This is a genomic window from Vibrio penaeicida (genome assembly GCF_002933855.1).
Taxonomy (GTDB): Bacteria; Pseudomonadota; Gammaproteobacteria; order Enterobacterales; family Vibrionaceae; genus Vibrio; species Vibrio penaeicida_A.
Genome location: NZ_BFAQ01000034.1, coordinates 1 through 20,093, shown reverse-complemented (window position 1 = coordinate 20,093; position 20,093 = coordinate 1). Strand labels below are relative to the sequence as shown.

Sequence of the window (20,093 nt, the reverse complement as noted above, 5' to 3'; positions counted from 1 at the left end):
CGCTGCGAAAATGAAGGAAGATATGGAAATGATTCGAAAAAATAGATGCAAGAAGCGCAACAGCACACACAAAGGAATGACCTTGCTCGAAATTCTGGTTGCGGTTTCTATCATTGCCATTTTCGCGGCCGTTGTTTACCCCTCCTTGAACAACTACGTGTACAAAGGGCATCGCAAACAAGCCATGGCGGATATGATCCGCATCCAACTGACAATGGAGCAGGCATACAATAATGGCTATTCATGGAGCAATATCTTATCTGGCTCAACTTGCATCATATGCGATACCTCAGATGACAGGTACGCCTTTGCGGTAACATCCGCAGGAGGTTACACAATCACCGCCACCCCAAAATCGGATAAAGGTCAAAACAGTGACTCTTGCGGTACACTCACAGTCAAAGCCGACGGTACCAATACGCCTAAAATTTGTTGGTAGTTAAAGTTTGCTGACAATAAATTCTAACGGCAATGAACGTTTTTAGGTAATAAGAAGCCCGCCTGAATTTGGCGGGCTTCTTGTTATAAAGTTTAATGCTTTAACCCCAGTACAACTTTGAGTCTCGTTTAATTAAAGCTGTAGCAGTGGCGGTATTAGCAGCAGCGAATTACTTCGCAACCATCACCATAGCAGGACGAATGACTCGACCATTCAACTCATACCCTTTCTGCATTACTAACATCACCATGTTCGATTCGTGTTCTGGGCTTTCCTGAATCGACATAGCTTGATGGAATTCAGGATTGAACGCTTCACCTTCAGGGTTGATCTCTTTAAGACCAAACTTAGACACAACATCAACAAACGTTTTATGTGTTAGCTCTACACCTTCAAGGAATGGCTTAATCACTTCATTTTCTACATCCGCTGCTTGGATAGCGCGCTCCAAGTTATCGATAACTGGAAGTAATTCCTCAGAAAATTTATTCAGCGCATACTTACGGGCTTTATCGATTTCCTGTTCACTGCGGCGACGCATGTTTTCAACGTCTGCCTTTGCACGAAGTACCGATTCTTGCTGCTCTTTCACTTTAGCTTCACTTGAAAGCAATGCTGCTTCAAGTTGAGCGATTTTTGCATCAGTTTCATCTTGAACCGATTCTTCGTTCCAATCGATATCGGCATCAGAGCCTACTGCATCTACTTCTTCTGCAGTTTCCTGTTGCTTTAGCTCTTCTTCGTTAATCTTGTTTTCTTCGTTGCTCATGATATCTCCAGAATTCAGAATTCAACTACTTATGCGATAATATGCTCAAAAAATTGAGATAAAAAACCTCGCATAGTTCTTCAACTTGCCTTTATTATGGGGATGAAGATTTGCGTTTCAAGCACAATAACCTCAGACAACGGATTTTCTCTATGCCAAAGCCTTTTGAAGTGATCGCAATTATAGGCAAACCCCGTGACAGTAAAGCCATTCAAACTCATAAAGAGTTGTACCACTGGCTCATTAAAGAAGGCTACTCCGTCGTCATTGACGATCGATTACAAGAAATCCTAACAGACATAGAACGCTCTTGTTTCACCAGTTTAGTGAACATAGGAAAACAAGCTGATCTTGCTATTGTTGTGGGCGGTGATGGCAATATGCTTGGTGCGGCGAGAGTGCTGTCTCGGTTTGATATCTCGGTGATCGGTGTAAACCGCGGCAACCTAGGGTTTCTAACCGATCTCGATCCTGAAGACTTTGAAAAAGCGCTATCGAAAGTCCTTATTGGTGAATACTTAGAGGAAGACCGCTTTCTACTTGAGGCTGAAGTCCACAGGCATGGGCAAGTAAAAAGTCACAATGCGGCACTTAATGAAGCGGTACTGCACCCAGGGCAAATCGCTCACATGATTGAGTTCGAAGTGTACATCGATGACAGGTTTGCTTTCTCGCAACGCTCAGACGGGTTGATAGTTTCCACTCCGACTGGCTCTACTGCATATTCACTTTCTGGCGGTGGCCCTATTTTATCGCCAAGCCTGAACGCGATTTCCCTAGTGCCAATGTTCCCTCACACACTCTCTAGCCGCCCGTTAGTTGTGGACGGCAACCGACGTATTAAGTTGCTTGTTTCCCCAGACAATCGCGGCACGCAGGAGATAAGTTGTGATGGACAAATTTCACTACCCGTTTCCCCAGGGGATGAGATCCACATTTATCAAAGCCCAAATGTACTCAAACTTATTCACCCTGAAGACTACAGTTACTATCACGTGCTAAGGAATAAATTGGGTTGGTCTAGCAAGCTTTTCTGACCAAGATTTTGCTCACAAAAAATCGACAAAACGAAAAAAATCACCTGCACAACTTTACTGTATAAAGAAACAGTATATACTGCATTTATATACAGTATGTTCAGTTACACAGGTAAATAAAATGCTGGCTCATCTAAGTGTTAATAATTTTGCGATTGTGAAGTCTTTACAGCTAGAACTTGCCAAAGGCATGACAACCATAACCGGCGAGACAGGTGCAGGTAAATCCATCGCTATTGATGCTCTAGGCTTATGTTTAGGTGATCGCGCCGAAGCAAGCTCTGTTCGTCAAGGTGAAGAAAAAACCGACATCTCTGCCTCGTTCCTACTGGACAACAATATCAATGCAACGCGTTGGCTAGAAGATAACGATCTGATGGATGGCTGTGAATGCATCCTGAGACGAGTTATCACTAAAGAAGGTCGTTCAAGAGCCTTCATTAACGGCAGCCCAGTGCCTGCTTCACAGCTTAAGGTTCTTGGGCAGCTACTCATTAATATTCACGGACAGCACGCCCACCATCAATTGATGAAGAGTGACTATCAACTTTCCATGTTGGATCAGTACGCTGGTCACGTGAACCTGCTTAATAAAACCAAAAGCTACTACCAAACTTGGCGTCAGTCAGATAATCACCTAAAGCAACTTAAGCAAAACAGCCAAGAAAACCTCGCACAAAAGCAGCTTCTTGAATACCAAATCAAAGAACTCAACGATCTCGCCATTGGTGAGGAAGAGTTTTCGGAGCTAGAACAAGAACATAAACGCTTGGCTAACAACGGGGAATTAGCATCCACTTGCCAACAAGCAATAGAGTTGATTTATGAAGGTGAGGACGTTAATGCTCTCGGTATTCTTCAAACAGCCAATCACTCGCTGATTCAGCTTTCTGAGTTAGACTCAAAGCTTTCAGGCTTACCCGATATGATTTCTGAAGCCATTATTCAATTGGAAGAGGCAAACAGTGAGTTACGTCATTACTTAGATGGTATTGATGTCGATCCTGCTCGCATGGTTTATGTTGAAGAACGTTTCTCTAAAGTGATGTCTACTGCACGCAAGCATCATGTAATACCAAATGAGCTATATCAACACCACCAAGATTTGCTCAAACAGGTTGAAGCCTTAGATTGTTCAGACGAAAAAATGGACGCATTAGCAGCGGAAGTTGAAGAGAAACGTCTGAAGTTCTTAGCCACCGCTGAAAAGCTGAACAAATCTCGACAGCGCTATGCTAAAGAGCTCAATAAACTCATTTCCCAAAGTATGCATGAACTCAGTATGGAAAAAGCCAAGTTCTGTATTGATGTCGTACGTGATGAAAACAATGCGTCGCCACTTGGTATCGACCAAGCCACGTTCTTAGTGTCAACCAACCCTGGTCAACCGATGCAGCCAATAGCAAAAGTTGCCTCTGGTGGTGAACTTTCACGTATTTCCTTGGCCATTCAAGTTATCACCGCTCAAAAAGTGGATACCCCTAGCCTGATTTTCGATGAAGTTGATGTGGGCATCAGCGGGCCGACTGCAGCAGTAGTAGGCAAAATGCTTCGTAAGCTTGGTGAATCCACGCAAGTTCTTTGTGTAACACACCTTCCACAAGTTGCCGGATGTGGCCACCAACAGTTATTTGTCGCTAAAAACACCAAAGGCGGCAAAACTGAAACACAAATGAACTGCTTAGATCAAAACCAGCGAGTTGCTGAACTAGCACGTTTATTAGGGGGTAGCCAGATAACCGATAGTACGCTGGCAAATGCGAAAGAGCTTTTATTTGCGGCTTGATAGAATCTTCAATTCCACAGCAAAGATCCACTCACAAAATGTTATTCACCTCACAGCGCAGCTCCCCCCTGCGCTGTTTGTCTTTGTAACAATGCAACTTATCGTTATAACTATGGTCATATGATTTCACCACGGCTATTTAATGGTGTTAGAAACTCGAGAATGCCAATGGATGGCACGAGAAACTTTTTACTTCTCGGTCCGGAGTGATTATCATCTGGCCGAGAACTTGAACTTAGTATTAAAGAACAGAAAGCATATGCAATTTAAGAAGTGGATTGTTGCAGTACCATTAGCGCTCGTCATGTTAACGGGTTGCTCGGTTGCAGAAAAACTGGTTTATCGTATCGACATCAATCAGGGAAATTACATTGAGCAGAACTCGGTAGACCGACTAAAATTTGGCATGTCTAAAGAACAGGTTCGCTTTGTTTTAGGTTCGCCAATGCTCGTTGAAAACGGCTACCCAAATACCTGGTATTACATTTACCACCACACAAAAGGGCACAGCGACTCCATACAAAAAAATCTTTTTGTTCGTTTCGATGACAACGAAAGATTGGTCAAAGTGGAAGGTGATTTCCCAGCCAGTGAAAACTTTTTCGAAGGCGTTTACTAAACCCAATTAAGTTCACCAGATATTGAAAAGGCTCGCCAATTGCGAGCCTTTGTTATTTTTGCGTTATATCTACTTTCGATAATCAACCAACCTTACAGTCCTCTAGTCTTATGATTTATTTAGACTTTTCAGCTTCCGCTTGTTTCTTCGCTTGCTCTGCTCTTTTCCGACGTATCTCTTTAGGGTCAGCTAAAAGCGGTCGGTATATTTCAATGCGGTCTCTGTCTAACACTGTCGAATTTAGCTTTATGTTACGGCTGAAAATACCAACTTTGTTTTTTGCCAGATCGATTTCGGGGTAAATCTCCAACACACCCGATTGCTCAATGATTTCTTGAACCGTCATCTCCGCCTCTACGGCTAAGGTAATCACTCGCTGCTCTTGCGGCAACGCATAAACCACTTCGACGTGAATCATGTTTGGTACTCTGCTCATTACACATATACCTGCTTTGCACGTTGCGTAAACGCGTTCACCATATTGCTAGTTAGCTCATTGAAAATCCTACCAAATGCCATTTCAACAAGCTTGCTGGTGAATTCAAATTCTAATTTCAACTCAACCTTGCATGCCGTGTCATCCAGTGGAGTAAATTCCCAACCACCATGAAGCTGCTTAAATGGACCATCCACCAACTGCATCAAAATTTTTCGTCCAGCCTCTAACTGGTTCGACGTTGTAAACGTTTTGCTGATGCCTGCTTTCGATACATCCACGGATGCCACCATACTCGATTCAGAGTTTTCAATAATTCGAGAACCAGAGCAACCTGGCAAAAAGCTTGGGTAACTGGCTACATCATTCACGAGGCTGTACATCTGCTCAGCGCTAAATGGTACTAAGGCGCTGCGGGTTACTTGCGGCATATCGGGTCCACTTAAACAAAACATTAAAACGAGGAAAACGTGCCCTTATGTTACTTCACGTAACCCCCCTATGAAAGTTTTCTTGATCTAGCCCCAAAAAACTCACAGGCTTCTCGGCGAATAAACGACAAAAACAAACTCGTTCGAGCGCATTATCCGCTTCATTTTATTCACGAAGTATTCGTTTAAAAAGAAACACACAATGACGTATGCACCTAGCATCTTTAGGGGACTTGGGTATATAATGCCGTTCTTATGGCAAAGAAAAATTCAAAACCAAAAGCAGGTAGCAATACCATTGCTCAAAACAAACGAGCTCGCCACGAATATTTCATCGACGACGAAATCGAAGCTGGCCTAGAACTTCAGGGATGGGAAGTAAAATCTCTGCGTCAAGGCAAAGCCAATATCGCCGAAAGCTATGTATATATCCGCGATGGTGAGGCATTTATTAGTGGAGTGACAATCACCCCGCTACAACAAGCATGTACTCATACCGTTGCAAACCCTACGCGCGTTCGTAAACTGCTGATGTCGCGTCGTGAAATCGACAACCTCTTTGGCAGAGTAAACCGCGAAGGTATGACCTTGGTTGCCACCGCTATGTATTGGTCCCGTTCTTGGGTCAAAATGAAAGTGGGTGTCGCGAAGGGTAAAAAACTGCACGATAAACGTACTGATATGAAAGAAAAAGATTGGGCTCGCGATAAAGCTCGCGTTATGAAGAGCAATTTGCGCTAATCTTGACCACTTGAGTTGCGCAGTGCTAGACAGCCTAAGGTTTTCTGGTACTATGCAACCTACACTTTGGGGCTGATTCAGGATTCGACGGGAATACTGCAGTCTGAGGTGCATGCCGTGGGGCGGTTGGCCACGTAAAAAGCCGCAAAAAAATAGTCGCAAACGACGAAAACTACGCACTAGCAGCTTAATAACCTGCTCAGAGCCTCTTTGCCCTAGCTTCCGCTTGTAAGACGGGGAATTACAAAGAGTCAAACCCAAACTAGCTAGCGTGGCTTCTCCCGCCTGAGAGGAAAAGCGCGAATTCTAATTCAGGATAATCATTTACTAGCGTGTCGGTTCGCAGGTGGATGGTGAATTTAAAGATCGACTAAGCATGTAGTACCAATGATGAATGATTTTCGGACGCGGGTTCAACTCCCGCCAGCTCCACCAAACGTTTGGAAAGCCCGCTAGCTCCTAGAGTTAGCGGGCTTTTTGTATTTGGTATCTAAAGTATTTGTATATTGGTACCAATCAAATATACCCGCCAGGGTATATTCCAATTTCTATCCTCTAGTGGGGATAAAATAGACTTTATACCCTTATAGGGATCCACTTACCTCTATCCTCACTATAGGATAATTAGGCTCCTTCAAAATTCATCGCTCACTTATAGAAGGCTGGAACGAATGATATACAGTCCAAAGCAATTGGCAGAATTGATGCTCTTAAAACGTCAAAAGAACGGATGGACTCAATCAAAGTTGGCAAAAAGAGTAGGTATAAAGCAAGCGACGATCTCGAACTTCGAAAACAACCTTTCAATATCTTTAAAGAATTGGATAAAGACAGAGTCGGTGCGATTGCTTTACTTCCTTCTGGACTCTATTACAAAGTAGTGACACCTATGCTCCAAACACTCACCAAAACTTGAAAAGCCCTTCTCTATAAGCTGTGATCACTTCCCTTAAAATGTAACGAACTTTTATTCCTAAGTAATTTCCGCTTACTATCTAGAATATTGTTAGATTTGTTCTGAGTGAGAAAGCTCTCATGGCATCCAAAAATAAACTGGTTCGTTTTAAGAGTATTGAAGTAGAAGATATTTTTGAAAAAGAGAGTGTGTTACTAAAACAAGTTCAATCTGGAGAGCTTTCTCAGGTATTGATGCTTTGGCAAGCTAAAACGGCCACTTTAGTCTTGCCTTCTGGTAAGAAGTGGAAAGTGTCTGAGGAATTAACGTCGGGGTTAGATAACTTAGGGTGGCTTCTCATGTCACGTAAAACGGGTGGCGCGCCTGTTCCGCAAGTTCCAGGAATTATTAACCTTTCTCATATCTATCATTGGGAAGAAGGCGTTCCCTATGACATTCAAAAGTCGTATCAAGATTTGTGCTTTGTACTCACCCAGTTTTTTAAAGCTCTAGGCATTAGAACCGATATACATGCCACGCCTCACTCCTATTGTGATGGCGACTACAACCTAAACATTAACGGAAAAAAAATCGTCGGCACGGCGCAGCGCGTGTTGCTCAAAAAAGACGGCGGAAGAGTAGTACTTTCTCAAGCGTGCATACTCGTTGATGCCGTTATGGAAAATATCGTCGCCCCCGTTAACCTTTGCAACACACTATGTGGGCACAACGGGCACATTGAAGGCGATGTTCACACACCATTGTTTGAGCATATAAAGGAACGACCAAGCATAGACGCACTCTTCCAACAGTTAACGGAAGCTTTCTTAACGTACGCCTAGTTTAACAAAAGTCTAAATTTGTAGAATAGCTCGATTTATTTATGGCTATGAATTTTCATATTGAAACAATATGATACGGTTAGTATCTAATCTTGGATTTGAGTAACACACATACATCTTCGGTGTTGCACACAACGTTTAGATGGTAATTCCATAATAAATAAGGAATATCTACATGGCTTGGACACTCAACGACTTAGTGCCGGTACTTTCTAACCACGAAGGCTGGACAGTCGAAAACAACACTTCCTCTCAATCTCTTCTTATTCGAAATGAAGATGGTGTAGAGGCTTACCTCGCTGTTGCTGGCGAACAAATCATTGCTGAAGTTCTGCTTTTTGCAAAGTCGTCAGTGCGTGATGTGAACGCCTTGAATGATGAAATCTTAAGAACCCACAAAATGTTCCCGCTTTCTACTATCGGCATTAACAACATTGCCGGTGACGACTACTATGTGGCGTTCGGTTCTCTTTCTTCTCAATCAAAGGAAGAGAGCGTACTGATTGAGATAGCGACACTGTACCGTAATGTGGAAGCGTTCATCGACTTGTATGAAGAATTCTTAGGAGAAGCATAATGGGTGTATGGAAAAAGCTATTTACTGCGATTAAAGGTGGCGTAAACGAAGCTGCAGAAGAGGTTGCAGATAGCCAAGCACTTCGTATCTTGGATCAAGAGATCCGTGAAGCGAAAGAAGAACTCAGAAAATCAGACGAAGCGTTGGTTTCTCTGGTCGCGAAAAGAAAGCTTGCAGACAACAAGGTAGTAGGTTTAGACGGCAGTATTGCAGAATACGAAGAACACGCCCGTAACGCCATGACAAAGGGTGAGCAAGATTTAGCTCTTGAATGTGCAGGCCGTGTAGCAGAGCTGACCAATCAACGCACTACCGAGCAAAACTACGCCGAGCAGTTCAAAGCGTCTGAGCAAAAGTTGCGTGAGAACATTGCACAAGCGAAAGACAAATTGCGTCAGCTAGAACAACAAGTCGATGTGATAAAAGCCAATGAAGCCGTGCAAAAAGCGCAAGCTTCAGTCTCATCGACCAACGTTGGTGCGAACAGCAAAATGACCACCGCTGTGGAGTCCCTTGAGCGCATTAAAAATCGCCAAGCAGAGAAACAAGCTCAGTTAGAAGCCGCTGAAGAATTGCACGAAGCGCAATCGGGCAGCAGCTTAGATAAAAAACTGGCCAATGCAGGTATTACCGCGGGAGGTAAATCTTCCGCAGAAGACGAGCTTGCTCGTATCTTAGGCAAATAAAGGTACATTCCTCACATGACTGTGTGGTTTACATTAAAAAGGTGGGTGTACGCCCACCTGTTTTCTCTAAGAACCAAAAGCTTACTCGGTTTAGCCGCTGGCTATGTGGTCATTTCATGGGCGTTACTCGCGTTTGCGGGCGAAGCTGACCTTACATCGAATGTCACCGACTTTTTGTACTACATTGTTGTGACCTCATCTACCGTTGGTTACGGTGATATGTCACCAACCACACCTATGGGTCGCTGGATTGTGGCATTGTTTGTTATCCCGTTTGGATTGGGTTTATTCGCAATATCAGTGAGTCAGATCGGGGTTTTGGTCGTCACGATGTGGCGTGCTGGCGTATTAGGAAAACGGAGAGTAAACGTGGAAAATCATATTCTGTTGCTGGGTTGGAATGAGCAACGGACGTTGCACTTAATTCGTATGTTACAACATGAAGAAACGGGCAGAAGACGCATCGTACTTTGTGTAAAAGCCGACATAGAAAACCCGCTTCCATCAGAGATCGACTTCGTTAAAGTCAGTGCCTTCACAGACTGTAACGATATGGTGAAAACCAACTTGCCAGCCGCAAGCTGTATCATCATCGATAACCCAGAAGACGACGTCACCTTATCAGCCGCCCTCTACTGCGCAAACGAAAACCCGAAAGCTCACTTGCTGGCTTATTTCAAAGACGAAGCATTAAGTCGATTGCTTAAGCAGCACTGCCCGAATGCCGAGTGCATTCCATCGGTAGCCACCGAAATGCTGGCCAAAGCCGCTGTCGACCCTGGCTCGAGCGCCCTTCATCAAGAGCTGCTGAATTCAACACAAGGCATGACTCAATATTCTGTGGCATTCCCTGCCAATGCTTCTGAAACCCAAATCAGCGAGTTATTCGATTCCTTTAAAAAGGACTATCAAGCAACCCTGATTGGTATTGATAAAGGAACAGGTATTGAGCTAAACCCCAGCTTAGATTGTGTGGTATCTGCTGGTAACACGCTTTTCTATATTGCTGATGAGCGAATTGATAACTTCAGTTGGAAATAACCATGTTTGACTGGTTTAAGAAAAAAACAGAAAAAACCGAAGAAAAGCCCAATGCTCCTGAAGTTTTAGGGCTTAGACTTGGCGGTGCTTTCGAGTTGGACGACTTAAAGTTTCGCATGCTCGAACCTGAACTCACCATTGACGGCGCATCTCGTACCCAGTTGATTCAAGCAGTCGGGGAAGTGAAGCTCGATAGTCAAACAACACTGCTTCGATACTACACCGACGACGATGGGTACATACAAGTATTGCTGAATGGCGAAGGCGACAGTGGAGTATTAGAAGTGAAGCTCTTTTACTTCTATGAGACCAAGTCTATCGACCTAGAAACCACTTGGAACCGCTGGATAGAGACAGATTTGGTTCAGCCATCTCAGCAACTTGACGATCATGAGTTCACCAAGGTATGGGATAACGACCGCCCAGTAGCGATGACGGAAAAAACCTACCACAGCAACGGAAAGGTATCGGAAACCGACCAATTCATTATGCTTTATGAGCGCGACGCAACCCCCGATTTGGCAGAATCGCTTGTGATCTCATGCGAAGAAAGTTTCGAAAACGGTTCGGCTGAGCGCTGCGTTACCTATATTACAGGCGTCGACCTGTCACCCACTGACTTTACTGTCATTGGATAACACATTTACAAGGAATTTCATTCATGGAATTAGTGGCTCAATCCCTAGCGGGTTTAGTGGATTTCGTAACATACTTTGCGATTTGTATCGCCTTCTTGATCCTGTTTAAGCTGGTCTATATCCGCTTTACCCCTTATGACGAATGGAAACTGGTCAAAGAAAATAATATCGCTGCCGCAGTAGCACTTTCGGGCTCGTTTGTGGGTTACAGCATTTCGATCGCGGGAGCAGCATCTAACTCAGTTAACTTAGTCGACTTTGTTATCTGGGGAGTAGTCGCATTTATCGCTCAGTTACTTGCTTTTATGCTCGTTCGATTTATGTTCTTGCCTAAAATTTCCCAGCGTATTGAAGACAACGAAATCTCTGCCGGTATTGTGTTGGCAAGTGTTTCAATCGCAGTAGGTATGCTTAACGCTGCGTGTATGACTTACTAAGGAGCACCGGATGAAACGGAGTAGAAAAGTCATATTGCCATCCATGAAAAAGGATTGGCGACAAGCTGATGTCAGACCTCTCGTAGCGTTCATGGGGTTAGCCACCGTTACAGGTTGTTCCGACGATTCAACGGAAGCAGAAATCTTTAGAACCGTTGAAGAGTGTAGCGATGCCCACCCTGGGTATACCCAGCAATGCCAGGCCGCGTACCAAGATGCGGCAGAGCTAGCGTTGTTGTCTTCACCTAGATTTAACACTCAGGACGACTGTGAATTCGATTTTACACGTGGGTGTTTTCAGCCAGAATATCAAAATTGGTTCATCCCAGCTTTGAGTGGGTTTATGTTCGCTCGCCTTACCGACTCACACTACTATTCTCGCCCCATGTACATCTACCGCAGTGGCTGGTACAGCGACGATGGTATTTGGTACGGTTCAAGTAGCAGTAGTTACAAAAAATACAAAAAAATCAAAGTCAAAACAAACGACTTCAAAAAGCCGCCAACCGTATCTAAAACGATGTCGCGGGGCGGTTTTGGTTCTACCGTAGAAGCCAAATCCAGCTGGAGCAAATCCTCTGGCTCTAAATCTTCTTCTCGCTCAAGTGGCAAGAAGTCAGGATGGGGCGGATAACTTCATACCATCAAATAGGGGGCAAACGGTCCCCTACTTCTTTTTGCTTTTGTTCATAATTGACATCATTAAGGTCGATAGACCTTCCATCAAAAAATCTGGCGCGATACCCCTGATGCTAAGAATCGATACCAAAGAGCGCGCAAATTGGCGTGCACTTGCAAAGAAATACGGCTTTGGCTTTCACAGTATGTACGACGACCCGTATTGGGATGAGCGAGCGTATTACCAATTTACACTCGAACAGACCGAACGAGACATCGAAGAACCAACCGAAGAAATTCACCAAATGTGTTTGCAAGTCGTCGACAAAGTGGTGAACGACGAAGAACTGCTCGCGAAATTTCAGATCCCAAGCGAGATGTGGGACAACGTTCGAACGTCGTGGCGAGCCAATGAACCTTCCTTATATTCGAGGCTCGACTTTGCCTATTCAGGGAAGGGGCACGCAAAGCTTCTGGAAAACAACGCAGATACACCAACCAGCTTATACGAGACAGGGTTTTGGCAATGGGTTTGGTTGGAAGAAAAAGTTAACGCAGGCGAATTGGACAGGCGCTCCGACCAATTTAATATTCTGCAAGATTACCTGATAGACCGATTCCATCAGCTCGCCAAATCTCAGCCCGGTCAAACGCTGCATTTCTCGTGCTGTAAAGACACAGAAGAGGACAGAGGAACGGTTCAATACTTAGAGGATTGCGCCAAAGAAGCAGGGCTCTCGACAGCGTTTGTGTTTATAGAAGACATTGGCTTGAACCAACACCACGAGTTCACGGATCTGAAAAACAGCCCGATCCGTTGGATGTTCAAACTCTACCCATGGGAATTCATGTTCAATGAGGAGTATGCTCAACACCTTGCGGAAGCGAAGGTAAACTGGTTGGAACCTATGTGGAAATCTGTGTTGTCTAACAAAGCATTACTTCCCATGTTATGGAAAATGTTCCCAAACCACCCTAACCTACTGCCCTCGTACTTTTCGGATGACCCTCAAGCAAATACATTGAACGACTACGTTGTAAAACCGATCTTCTCACGCGAAGGGGCGAATATCTCAATTTTCAAAGATGGAAAAGAAGTGGCGACAGCAGATGGACCGTATGGCGAAGAAGGGGCAATTATTCAGGCATACCACCCGCTCCCCGTATTCAATAACTGCCACACCCTTGTTGGCAGTTGGCTCGTCAACGACCGAGCCGCAGGCATGTCGATCCGAGAAGATGATTCGCTAATTACTCAAGACTACGCTCGATATGTTCCACATATTATTTTGTGATTAGAGAAGAAGAATAAAGAAAAAGCACCTAAATTAGGCGCTTTTATTTAAAATAATTCGATGGAAGTTTCATCTAGGAATAGGTTAATTTTAATATCTTTGACGAACTCTTCAACTTGACGATCTAATTCATCTTGTTCTTTTTTAGTAATAAGAGACCTGTATAAAAAATCCCCCTCCTCATCCAGCACTAATCTTCCATCCACTCTAACATTTTCCATTGTTAGACTTTCCTTATCTTTGGCATCTCCACCTAGTGCTTCAAGAACAAGGTTATAATAGTAAGATTTCTCGATATCATTTTTATTTTTTTCTCTACGCAGGTGATAGTTATAGAATAATGATTCTGCAGCTTTTGGGTATCCTAAAGTTATTGCCTTATTAATCCATTTATTTGCCTCATTAGAACCTATAAAGTCCTCATGATAATATAAAATCACCATAGCCGGAGCATAACCTCTATTTGCTGCAACCAAAATATACTTAATTCTTTCCTCTAAGGATAATCCACTATGTTGATACAAGTATTGGGCGGCATTATTAGATCCATTGTATAGTGCTTCTATATATTTTTTATTAATTAAGTACCTTCCTAGAAATGGAACATATTCACGCCATGTGCCTTGATAAAATTGTAATTGAAGCAAAGCATCACCATTCCCCTTTTCTGCGAGCTTTTCCCACTCACTAATAGCTAACTCAATCCACCTATCATCGCATTTCCATCCCAAATATTCACATTTACTACCTTTTCCAGGAAACAACATTGCCATTGCCCACGGGCTATCCATTTCTGCTGCTTTTAAAAACGTATCACCCGCCTCAAAGTGTTTGCCACTTTTGTATTGAGCCACCCCGAGCCAATAAGTAGCGTAAGCGCTTCCTTTTAGGGATTCCTTTATGAGTATCTCTTGTGCTTGGTCATATTCTTTTTGGTTAAATAATCGAATACCTTGTTCTATTGAATCGGTTGCCCAAGAGCGCAGTGGAATGATCAGTAATAATATAGAAAATAATAATTTCATAATAAAAGTAAGCACCTGAGTAAGGCGCTTTCAACTAGAATAATTCGATGGAGGTTTCGTCTAGGAATAGGTTGATTTTAATGTCTTTGACAAACTCTTCTACTTGGCGATCTAATTCATCTTGCTTTTCTTGAGAGATAATTATTCTAGTTACCCGCTTTCCGTTTTCATCAAATACTGTCGCCCCATTAACTTTTACACTTTCGATTAGAAAAATTTCGTCACTCATTTTCCTTCCTCCCAGCTCACCCCAAAGTTTATTATAAAAATAAGTTTTCTCTAAACCTTTATTATCACTATCATCTAGAAAATATTTATTTAAGAATGCTTCTGCTGCATTAGGATAACCAAGGCTCAGTGCTTTATATAACCAATTTTCGGCTGAAATTGGATCGGTATCTTCAGTGTAATAGTATAAGGAAACCATTGCTGGTGCGTACCCTTTATTAGCCGCCAACTTGAGATAGCTAATTTTTTCATCAGCCGAATCCCAGTACCGACTGTAATTAAAGCACCGGTAACCACCATTTTTTATCGCTTCTCGCGCTATTTCTTTATAAATTCCACTACGGTAAAATGGTATATATTCCCACCAATCCCTGCGATTGGCATTAATTGCATACAATGCCTTCCCGTTGCCATTCCTTGCTTGCTCTTCCCAAGCCTTAATTGCTTTGTCCTTCCATACATCATCACACCCCCAACCTAAATAGGAACACGGCGAGTTTACATACATATTGTTTTCAAATAACATAGCCATCGCCCACGGGCTGCCCATTTCCGCTGCTTTTAAAAACGTATCACCTGCTTCAAAATGTTCGCCATTCTTGTATTGCATCACTCCTAACCAATAGGTGGCGTAGGCGCTGCCTTTTCGGGATTCCTCTAAGAGTATTTCTTGTGCTTGGGTGTACTCTTTTTGATTAAAAAGTCGAATACCTTGTTCTATTGAATTATTTGCCCAAGAACACAGTGAAATGAATAGTAACAATATAGAAAACAATGATCTCATAATAAAAATCAAACGCCTAATTAGGGCGTTATTACTAAAGATATTTTCTTGGTTCAATCTCATCAATATAAATCACAGGGGTGGATTCTTTTTTCACTTTCTCAAAAATCATGTTTGCTTTATCAAGTTCTTCTTTAGTAAAACTGTTCCCACGACCAAGATATTTCCGCTCAAATTCCCATAACCTAAGCCCACCACCGTGTTCATTTTTGTAGGTATTGGATAACATAGACACAGCTAAACTGAATAGTAATACATCTCTATCTCCTTGATACTCACTACCATAATACTCTCTTATCAAGAAATCCCCATGTCCAACAATTAAAGGATAAGTTTCATATATACTTTCTTTAAATGCTTGAGAAAAATCATATTCAGAATAATGCAGTATAGTGAGTGCCGGAGGGTAGTGATTACTTAATATCAGTTTTAAAATTTCTTTTTCAATTTCCATCACCTCTTTATCATTTACATCTCTATGCCATAAAGCTATAGAAACCAACGGCGCAAGGTAGTTGTTTTTGGCACTTTCAATGGCTATTTCAGCAGCCTCATCGTAATCTTTTTCTGTTTTTCGTCCTCGATACAAACTTAATGCATAACGTGCTTTGTAGTCACCATTGGCTACTCGTTCTTCTAGCAATTTTTCTGCAAGGTCGCCCCACTCTTTACTGCAATGCCTGCCCATAAAACGTTGGCACTCTTTGTTGTTACTGTCTAATTTTAAGGCTGCATAAGGGTTACCTAGTTTTGCGGCCTTTTTAAATAAGGTTGCACCATAGGTTCCTGAGAAAGCACCAGTGGAGTAATTAATCTCTGCCAACCAAAACATGGCAGTGGTATCACCCGCCACAACTAAAGGTTCAAGAAGTTCTTGCGCATCATCCCAACGCCCTTGCTGTACTGCGAGTATTGGCTCGTATAATTTATCCTCTGGTCGGTAGGCACTAGAAATATATGGATCACTATTTAACCCTTTCGTATATTTCCCATCCTCCAATAGACTTAGAAAAACATGAGGTCCTTCAGCTACTCTCTTTTCGAATCCCGTTGGGATACTTTCATATATTTCCCTTCCAAATACAAAAAGAAAAAATAGAACCACGAGAGATAAAGTAAGGACTAGAACAGCTTTTAAAAGTCTTATTTTCATTGCGGGTGCTTTATTTAAAGATATCTTCTTGGTTCAATTTCATCAATATAAATCACAGGGGTGGATGTGTTTTTTATTTCTTCAAATAAACTTTTAGCTTTATTAATCTCTTCTTCAGTGAATTTATCACCAGAATCAAGATATCTGTGTTCAAATTCCCAAGTTCTTACTTTACCGCCATATTCATTTTTATAGGTATTTGAAAGCATAGAAAAAGCCAGACTATAAATGAGTTTGTCTCTGTCATTTCTATAATTTTCGCCATAATAATCTAAGATAGCTAAGTCCTTATGCCCAACGAGTAACATATACTTTTCATAGATCTCTTTCTTATACTCATCAGAAAACTCTCGTTCACCATAGTGAAGCATTAAAATTGCACGAGGATAGTTATGATGCAACATAAACCTAATCAAATCACTCTCAATTTTTGTCCGCTCTATATCACTTGCATCATAATAAGGAAAGGCCACTTCCATTAATGGCCTGAAATAGTGATTTTTTGCACTTTCTATAACCGCTTCAACGGCTTCGTTAAAGTCTTCCTTAGAGTTCCAACCTCGATATCGGCTCAATGCAAAACGCGCTTTGTAGTCTCCATTGGCTGCTCGTTCTTCTAGCAGTTTTTCAGCAAGATCGCCCCACTCTTTACTGCAATGCCTGCCCATAAAACGTTGGCACTCTTCATTGTCGCTGTCTAATTTTAGAGCTGCATAAGGGTTACCTAGTTTGGCTGCCTTTTTAAATAAGGTCGCCCCATAGGTTCCTGAAAAAGCACCGGTGGAATAATTGATCTCTGCCAACCAAAACATGGCGGTGGTGTCACCAGCCATAACCAATGGCTCTAGAAGTTCTTGCGCTTCATCCCACCGCCCTTGCTGTACTGCCAGTAATGGCTTGTATAATTTGTCCCCTGGTCGGTAGGCACTAGAAATATATGGGTCTTTATTTGTAACTCCAACATATTCTCGACTATTTAGAAGCCTTGAGTAGACATGTGAATTCTCTAACTGATTTATTTTAAATTCAGTTGGCAAATCCCTATAATATTTCCTACCATACATGAAAGCTAAAAATAGAAAAACAAATACAATAGTTGTAATGATTGTATTCATTACTATTTTTTTTATATTGTACTTCACGTGATTTCCTCCCAAGACTTATCCTCTCTATATATACTCCGAAGTGTATTACTCTTTTCTTTAACACTCTGCTTGCTATCTTCAGTTGATTTCTTTACAGCTCTGTAATGAATATTTCCATTTGCGTCTACGTATCTAAACAATGAAAAGCCTGAGCCTATAACTTCCATCGCGTTAGCCATACTTTTTTTAATAAATTTAGCATCTTCCTCAGCTACAATTATTACATTTTCACCTTCATCATTGAGAATATTTTTTTCAACCTCTATCGGAGATATAAATCTATCAATTCTCTGCCAACTGTCGGCCAACTTTTTCCATTGAAGTAAAGGCGCTTCATTTTCTTCCAAATTGGAGTCCATCCTTATAAGCGCTTCTTCTAATTGCCGACATACTTTGTGGTTATTCTCTTTGTTTGGTACCGAAGGTTTAATCCAGTCAAATAATTGAGCCAACGCTTTCGCCATATTGAGTTTTTCTAAAAATCTTTTCTTTTCCTCTTCAACGGATTCAAACCACCCCTTTTCTTTTGCGTTAATTAAGCAAGAAAACAGGTTACTTAGCGTCTCTGGGGGTAAATTTTTCACCCAAGCCTGTGTACCTTTTTGAGACTTATCCAAAATATGGCGAGCGATGGTGGGCGCATAGTCTTCTTGTAGAATATCGAATTTGTAAGAATTATAGGATGTGGCAGGAAGTAAAAGTACTTCACCTAATGTGAGCCCGAGGCAAACCGCTAGAGTTAGTTGTTGGTTCAGCTCCTCAAATGCCTCATTTTTACCATGTTCGTCTTTTTCGCCAAAGAAACGAATGTAACTAAATCCTGACTCTTTCAAAATACTCAGCAAATGCGCTATAAATCGGTCGGCATTAATGGCATTGAGTGCAAACGAGAACTTTCCTGAAACACCGGGACCACAGACCACTTTTGCCGCAGCAATGATGGTAACCACGCCGTTATCCAGCACCAAACGAAATTCACCTGAAAACCGATTCCGTAATTGCCCGCTAACTGTGTGCCTACACTGCCGAGCTTTAATGTACTCCCTTACGGAATCTATCTTGCGCACGAGCATATTCTTTTTGATTAAAGAAGCGAATATCTTTCTCAATTAATTCATTTGCCCATGAACACAGTGGAATGAATAGTAATAATATAGAAAACAATAGCTTCATAATAAAAAGTGAGCGCCTGAGTAAGGCGCTTTCAACTAGAATAATTCGATGGAGGTTTCGTCTAGGAATAGGTTGATTTTAATGTCTTTGACAAACTCTTCTACTTGGCGATCTAATTCATCTTGCTTTTCTTGAGAGATGATTCTTCTAGTTACCCGCTTTCCGTTTTCATCAAATAAAGGCATATCATCAACTTCAACACCTTGAATCAGAAAGCGATTACTATTTCTTTCATGCCCTCCTAATGCACCAGATAATCGATTATAAAAATACGATTTTTCATTATCTTCTATATCAACCGAAAAATTTAGAAACAGCGCTTCTGCCGCCTCCGGATACCCTAAATTTAGAGCTCTATTCAACCATCTTTCTGCTTCGACTGAGTTGGTTTCTTCTATGTGATAATAAAGAGAGACCATAGCTGGTGCGTAGCCTTTGTTTGCTGCCGCTTTAACATATTCCAGAGCTTTGTCTTCTGAAACCCAACTGCCAATTCGCATTGCGGCTCTATTGGACCCAAATGCAAAAGCTTGGTCGTAGATTTCTTCGGATTTATAAGATCGGTAAAAAGGTACAAGTTCCCACCAGTAAGGTTTTTTTACCCTCATAGCAAACATCGCTTTTCCGTTCCCATTTTCGGCTTGAATTTTCCATCCCTTGAATGCCTTGTCTGCCCATTCCTCATCACAAGACCAACCCAAATAATCACATGGACTATCTATGTTTAACTCTTCACCAGCCAAGATTGCCATCGCCCACGGGCTACCCATTTCTGCCGCTTTTAAAAATGTATCACCCGCTTCAAAATGTTCGCCATTTTTGTATTGAACTACCCCTAACCAATACGTGGCGTAAGTACTGCCTTTTTGGGATTCTTTAAGAAGTATCTCTTGCGCTTGGTCATATTCTTTTTGGTTAAAGAGACGAATACCTTGTTCTATTGAATCACTTGCCCAAGAGCACAGTGGATTGATCAGTAATAATATAGAAAATAATAATTTCATAATAAAAAGTAAGCGCCTGAGTAAGGCGATTTCAACTAGAATAATTCGATGGAGGTTTCGTCTAGGAATAGGTTGATTTTAATGTCTTTGACAAACTCTTCTACTTGGCGATCTAATTCATCTTGCTTTTCTTGAGAGATGATTCTTCTAGTTACCCGCTTTCCGTTTTCATCAAATACTGTCGCCCCATTAACTTTTACACTTTCGATTAGAAAAATTTCGTCACTCATTTTCCTTCCTCCCAGCTCACCCCAAAGTTTATTATAAAAATAAGTTTTCTCTAAATCTTTATTA

General features: G+C 42.0%; 23 protein-coding genes, 1 other RNA gene and 1 pseudogene. 15 read left to right on the top strand and 10 right to left on the bottom strand.

All coding sequences use genetic code 11. The features are described from left to right. Nucleotides 1-28 precede the first annotated feature (28 nt). Nucleotides 29-439, top strand: coding sequence for a type IV pilin protein (locus VPNCDNU1_RS19805; protein ID WP_104402057.1), 411 nt, complete (start codon nt 29-31; stop codon nt 437-439). A gap of 169 nt (nt 440-608) precedes the next feature. On the opposite strand, the gene grpE is transcribed toward VPNCDNU1_RS19805, so the two are convergent. Further along, a complete protein-coding gene (grpE, locus tag VPNCDNU1_RS19800) occupies nt 609-1,208 on the bottom strand; it encodes a nucleotide exchange factor GrpE (RefSeq protein ID WP_104401931.1) in 600 nt (199 codons plus the stop codon). A gap of 152 nt (nt 1,209-1,360) precedes the next feature. On the opposite strand from grpE, the gene nadK reads away from it, so the two are divergent. From nadK to bamE, 3 genes are all read left to right on the top strand, one after another. After that, nucleotides 1,361-2,245, top strand: coding sequence for an NAD(+) kinase (gene nadK, locus VPNCDNU1_RS19795; protein WP_104401930.1), 885 nt, complete (start codon nt 1,361-1,363; stop codon nt 2,243-2,245). A gap of 121 nt (nt 2,246-2,366) precedes the next feature. Then, the gene (gene recN / locus VPNCDNU1_RS19790; RefSeq protein ID WP_104401929.1) at nt 2,367-4,031 is read left to right on the top strand and encodes a DNA repair protein RecN; all 1,665 of its coding nucleotides are present in this window, start codon (nt 2,367-2,369) and stop codon (nt 4,029-4,031) included. 259 nt (nt 4,032-4,290) lie between these two features. Continuing rightward, nucleotides 4,291-4,650 carry an outer membrane protein assembly factor BamE gene (gene bamE / locus VPNCDNU1_RS19785; protein WP_101110698.1) on the top strand — a complete coding sequence of 120 codons (360 nt, stop codon included), beginning with the start codon at nt 4,291-4,293 and terminating at the stop codon, nt 4,648-4,650. Nucleotides 4,651-4,765: 115 nt separating this feature from the next. Here the strand turns inward: bamE and VPNCDNU1_RS19780 are convergent, their stop codons facing one another. Then, the gene (locus VPNCDNU1_RS19780; RefSeq protein ID WP_104401928.1) at nt 4,766-5,086 is read right to left on the bottom strand and encodes an RnfH family protein; all 321 of its coding nucleotides are present in this window, start codon (nt 5,084-5,086) and stop codon (nt 4,766-4,768) included. Then, nucleotides 5,086-5,517, bottom strand: coding sequence for an SRPBCC family protein (locus tag VPNCDNU1_RS19775; protein WP_104401927.1), 432 nt, complete (start codon nt 5,515-5,517; stop codon nt 5,086-5,088). The genes VPNCDNU1_RS19780 and VPNCDNU1_RS19775 overlap by 1 nt, the downstream gene beginning before the upstream one ends. A 255-nt stretch (nt 5,518-5,772) precedes the next feature. On the opposite strand from VPNCDNU1_RS19775, the gene smpB reads away from it, so the two are divergent. The 11 genes from smpB (at nt 5,773) to VPNCDNU1_RS19720 (ending at nt 13,287) form a co-directional block, all read left to right on the top strand. Continuing rightward, nucleotides 5,773-6,258, top strand: coding sequence for an SsrA-binding protein SmpB (gene smpB / locus VPNCDNU1_RS19770; protein WP_101110701.1), 486 nt, complete (start codon nt 5,773-5,775; stop codon nt 6,256-6,258). Between the two features lie 68 nt (nt 6,259-6,326). Next, nucleotides 6,327-6,693, top strand: a transfer-messenger RNA (tmRNA) gene (gene ssrA, locus VPNCDNU1_RS19765). A 236-nt stretch (nt 6,694-6,929) separates the two neighbouring features. Beyond that, nucleotides 6,930-7,139, top strand: coding sequence for a helix-turn-helix domain-containing protein (locus tag VPNCDNU1_RS29280; protein ID WP_104401926.1), 210 nt, complete (start codon nt 6,930-6,932; stop codon nt 7,137-7,139). 154 nt (nt 7,140-7,293) lie between these two features. Then, on the top strand, nt 7,294-7,995 hold the full coding sequence (locus tag VPNCDNU1_RS19755; protein ID WP_104401925.1) for a lipoate--protein ligase family protein: 702 nt from the start codon (nt 7,294-7,296) through the stop codon (nt 7,993-7,995). 175 nt (nt 7,996-8,170) lie between these two features. Continuing rightward, the gene (locus tag VPNCDNU1_RS19750) at nt 8,171-8,572 is read left to right on the top strand and encodes a DUF2170 family protein (RefSeq protein WP_104401924.1); all 402 of its coding nucleotides are present in this window, start codon (nt 8,171-8,173) and stop codon (nt 8,570-8,572) included. After that, nucleotides 8,572-9,258, top strand: a complete 687-nt coding sequence (locus VPNCDNU1_RS19745) for a PspA/IM30 family protein (RefSeq protein ID WP_101110708.1) — start codon at nt 8,572-8,574, stop codon at nt 9,256-9,258. The genes VPNCDNU1_RS19750 and VPNCDNU1_RS19745 overlap by 1 nt, the downstream gene beginning before the upstream one ends. A 15-nt stretch (nt 9,259-9,273) precedes the next feature. Continuing rightward, the gene (locus VPNCDNU1_RS19740; protein WP_104401923.1) at nt 9,274-10,299 is read left to right on the top strand and encodes a potassium channel protein; all 1,026 of its coding nucleotides are present in this window, start codon (nt 9,274-9,276) and stop codon (nt 10,297-10,299) included. 2 nt (nt 10,300-10,301) lie between these two features. Next, nucleotides 10,302-10,937 carry a YjfK family protein gene (locus VPNCDNU1_RS19735; protein WP_104401922.1) on the top strand — a complete coding sequence of 212 codons (636 nt, stop codon included), beginning with the start codon at nt 10,302-10,304 and terminating at the stop codon, nt 10,935-10,937. Nucleotides 10,938-10,960: 23 nt separating this feature from the next. Further along, the gene (locus tag VPNCDNU1_RS19730) at nt 10,961-11,374 is read left to right on the top strand and encodes a DUF350 domain-containing protein (protein ID WP_104401921.1); all 414 of its coding nucleotides are present in this window, start codon (nt 10,961-10,963) and stop codon (nt 11,372-11,374) included. Between the two features lie 10 nt (nt 11,375-11,384). Further along, the gene (locus VPNCDNU1_RS19725) at nt 11,385-12,008 is read left to right on the top strand and encodes a DUF1190 domain-containing protein (protein WP_104401920.1); all 624 of its coding nucleotides are present in this window, start codon (nt 11,385-11,387) and stop codon (nt 12,006-12,008) included. A 115-nt stretch (nt 12,009-12,123) separates the two neighbouring features. Beyond that, nucleotides 12,124-13,287, top strand: a complete 1,164-nt coding sequence (locus tag VPNCDNU1_RS19720) for a glutathionylspermidine synthase family protein (protein WP_104401919.1) — start codon at nt 12,124-12,126, stop codon at nt 13,285-13,287. Between the two features lie 47 nt (nt 13,288-13,334). Here the strand turns inward: VPNCDNU1_RS19720 and VPNCDNU1_RS19715 are convergent, their stop codons facing one another. The 7 genes and pseudogenes from VPNCDNU1_RS19715 to VPNCDNU1_RS19685 all read right to left on the bottom strand — a co-directional run. Then, nucleotides 13,335-14,312 (bottom strand): sel1 repeat family protein, encoded by a 978-nt coding sequence (locus VPNCDNU1_RS19715; protein WP_104401918.1) that lies wholly within the window; start codon nt 14,310-14,312, stop codon nt 13,335-13,337. Nucleotides 14,313-14,346: 34 nt separating this feature from the next. Next, complete coding sequence (locus VPNCDNU1_RS19710) at nt 14,347-15,324, bottom strand: sel1 repeat family protein (protein ID WP_104402056.1); 978 nt, start codon at nt 15,322-15,324, stop codon at nt 14,347-14,349. A 34-nt stretch (nt 15,325-15,358) separates the two neighbouring features. After that, complete coding sequence (locus VPNCDNU1_RS19705; protein ID WP_104401917.1) at nt 15,359-16,477, bottom strand: hypothetical protein; 1,119 nt, start codon at nt 16,475-16,477, stop codon at nt 15,359-15,361. Nucleotides 16,478-16,491: 14 nt separating this feature from the next. After that, nucleotides 16,492-17,619 (bottom strand): hypothetical protein, encoded by a 1,128-nt coding sequence (locus VPNCDNU1_RS19700; protein WP_104401916.1) that lies wholly within the window; start codon nt 17,617-17,619, stop codon nt 16,492-16,494. Next, complete coding sequence (locus VPNCDNU1_RS19695) at nt 17,616-18,572, bottom strand: hypothetical protein (RefSeq protein WP_145959476.1); 957 nt, start codon at nt 18,570-18,572, stop codon at nt 17,616-17,618. The genes VPNCDNU1_RS19700 and VPNCDNU1_RS19695 overlap by 4 nt, the downstream gene beginning before the upstream one ends. A gap of 258 nt (nt 18,573-18,830) precedes the next feature. Then, nucleotides 18,831-19,799, bottom strand: coding sequence for a sel1 repeat family protein (locus VPNCDNU1_RS19690; protein ID WP_104401914.1), 969 nt, complete (start codon nt 19,797-19,799; stop codon nt 18,831-18,833). 35 nt (nt 19,800-19,834) lie between these two features. Continuing rightward, a pseudogene (locus VPNCDNU1_RS19685) lies at nt 19,835-20,093 on the bottom strand (sel1 repeat family protein); the annotation flags it as partial.

What these genes read in the sequence shown, in the direction of transcription:
- VPNCDNU1_RS19720 (WP_104401919.1), top strand. Translation starts at nt 12,124, where the DNA reads ATGCTAAGAATCGATACCAAAGAGCGCGCAAATTGGCGTGCACTTGCA.
- recN (WP_104401929.1), top strand. Translation starts at nt 2,367, where the DNA reads ATGCTGGCTCATCTAAGTGTTAATAATTTTGCGATTGTGAAGTCTTTA.
- grpE (WP_104401931.1), bottom strand. Translation starts at nt 1,208, where the DNA reads ATGAGCAACGAAGAAAACAAGATTAACGAAGAAGAGCTAAAGCAACAG.
- VPNCDNU1_RS19705 (WP_104401917.1), bottom strand. Translation starts at nt 16,477, where the DNA reads ATGAAAATAAGACTTTTAAAAGCTGTTCTAGTCCTTACTTTATCTCTC.
- VPNCDNU1_RS19755 (WP_104401925.1), top strand. Translation starts at nt 7,294, where the DNA reads ATGGCATCCAAAAATAAACTGGTTCGTTTTAAGAGTATTGAAGTAGAA.
- nadK (WP_104401930.1), top strand. Translation starts at nt 1,361, where the DNA reads ATGCCAAAGCCTTTTGAAGTGATCGCAATTATAGGCAAACCCCGTGAC.
- VPNCDNU1_RS19730 (WP_104401921.1), top strand. Translation starts at nt 10,961, where the DNA reads ATGGAATTAGTGGCTCAATCCCTAGCGGGTTTAGTGGATTTCGTAACA.
- VPNCDNU1_RS19745 (WP_101110708.1), top strand. Translation starts at nt 8,572, where the DNA reads ATGGGTGTATGGAAAAAGCTATTTACTGCGATTAAAGGTGGCGTAAAC.
- VPNCDNU1_RS19735 (WP_104401922.1), top strand. Translation starts at nt 10,302, where the DNA reads ATGTTTGACTGGTTTAAGAAAAAAACAGAAAAAACCGAAGAAAAGCCC.
- VPNCDNU1_RS19690 (WP_104401914.1), bottom strand. Translation starts at nt 19,799, where the DNA reads ATGAAATTATTATTTTCTATATTATTACTGATCAATCCACTGTGCTCT.
- VPNCDNU1_RS19780 (WP_104401928.1), bottom strand. Translation starts at nt 5,086, where the DNA reads ATGAGCAGAGTACCAAACATGATTCACGTCGAAGTGGTTTATGCGTTG.
- VPNCDNU1_RS19710 (WP_104402056.1), bottom strand. Translation starts at nt 15,324, where the DNA reads ATGAGATCATTGTTTTCTATATTGTTACTATTCATTTCACTGTGTTCT.
- VPNCDNU1_RS19750 (WP_104401924.1), top strand. Translation starts at nt 8,171, where the DNA reads ATGGCTTGGACACTCAACGACTTAGTGCCGGTACTTTCTAACCACGAA.
- smpB (WP_101110701.1), top strand. Translation starts at nt 5,773, where the DNA reads ATGGCAAAGAAAAATTCAAAACCAAAAGCAGGTAGCAATACCATTGCT.
- bamE (WP_101110698.1), top strand. Translation starts at nt 4,291, where the DNA reads ATGCAATTTAAGAAGTGGATTGTTGCAGTACCATTAGCGCTCGTCATG.
- VPNCDNU1_RS19740 (WP_104401923.1), top strand. Translation starts at nt 9,274, where the DNA reads ATGACTGTGTGGTTTACATTAAAAAGGTGGGTGTACGCCCACCTGTTT.
- VPNCDNU1_RS29280 (WP_104401926.1), top strand. Translation starts at nt 6,930, where the DNA reads ATGATATACAGTCCAAAGCAATTGGCAGAATTGATGCTCTTAAAACGT.
- VPNCDNU1_RS19725 (WP_104401920.1), top strand. Translation starts at nt 11,385, where the DNA reads ATGAAACGGAGTAGAAAAGTCATATTGCCATCCATGAAAAAGGATTGG.
- VPNCDNU1_RS19805 (WP_104402057.1), top strand. Translation starts at nt 29, where the DNA reads ATGATTCGAAAAAATAGATGCAAGAAGCGCAACAGCACACACAAAGGA.
- VPNCDNU1_RS19715 (WP_104401918.1), bottom strand. Translation starts at nt 14,312, where the DNA reads ATGAAATTATTATTTTCTATATTATTACTGATCATTCCACTGCGCTCT.
- VPNCDNU1_RS19775 (WP_104401927.1), bottom strand. Translation starts at nt 5,517, where the DNA reads ATGCCGCAAGTAACCCGCAGCGCCTTAGTACCATTTAGCGCTGAGCAG.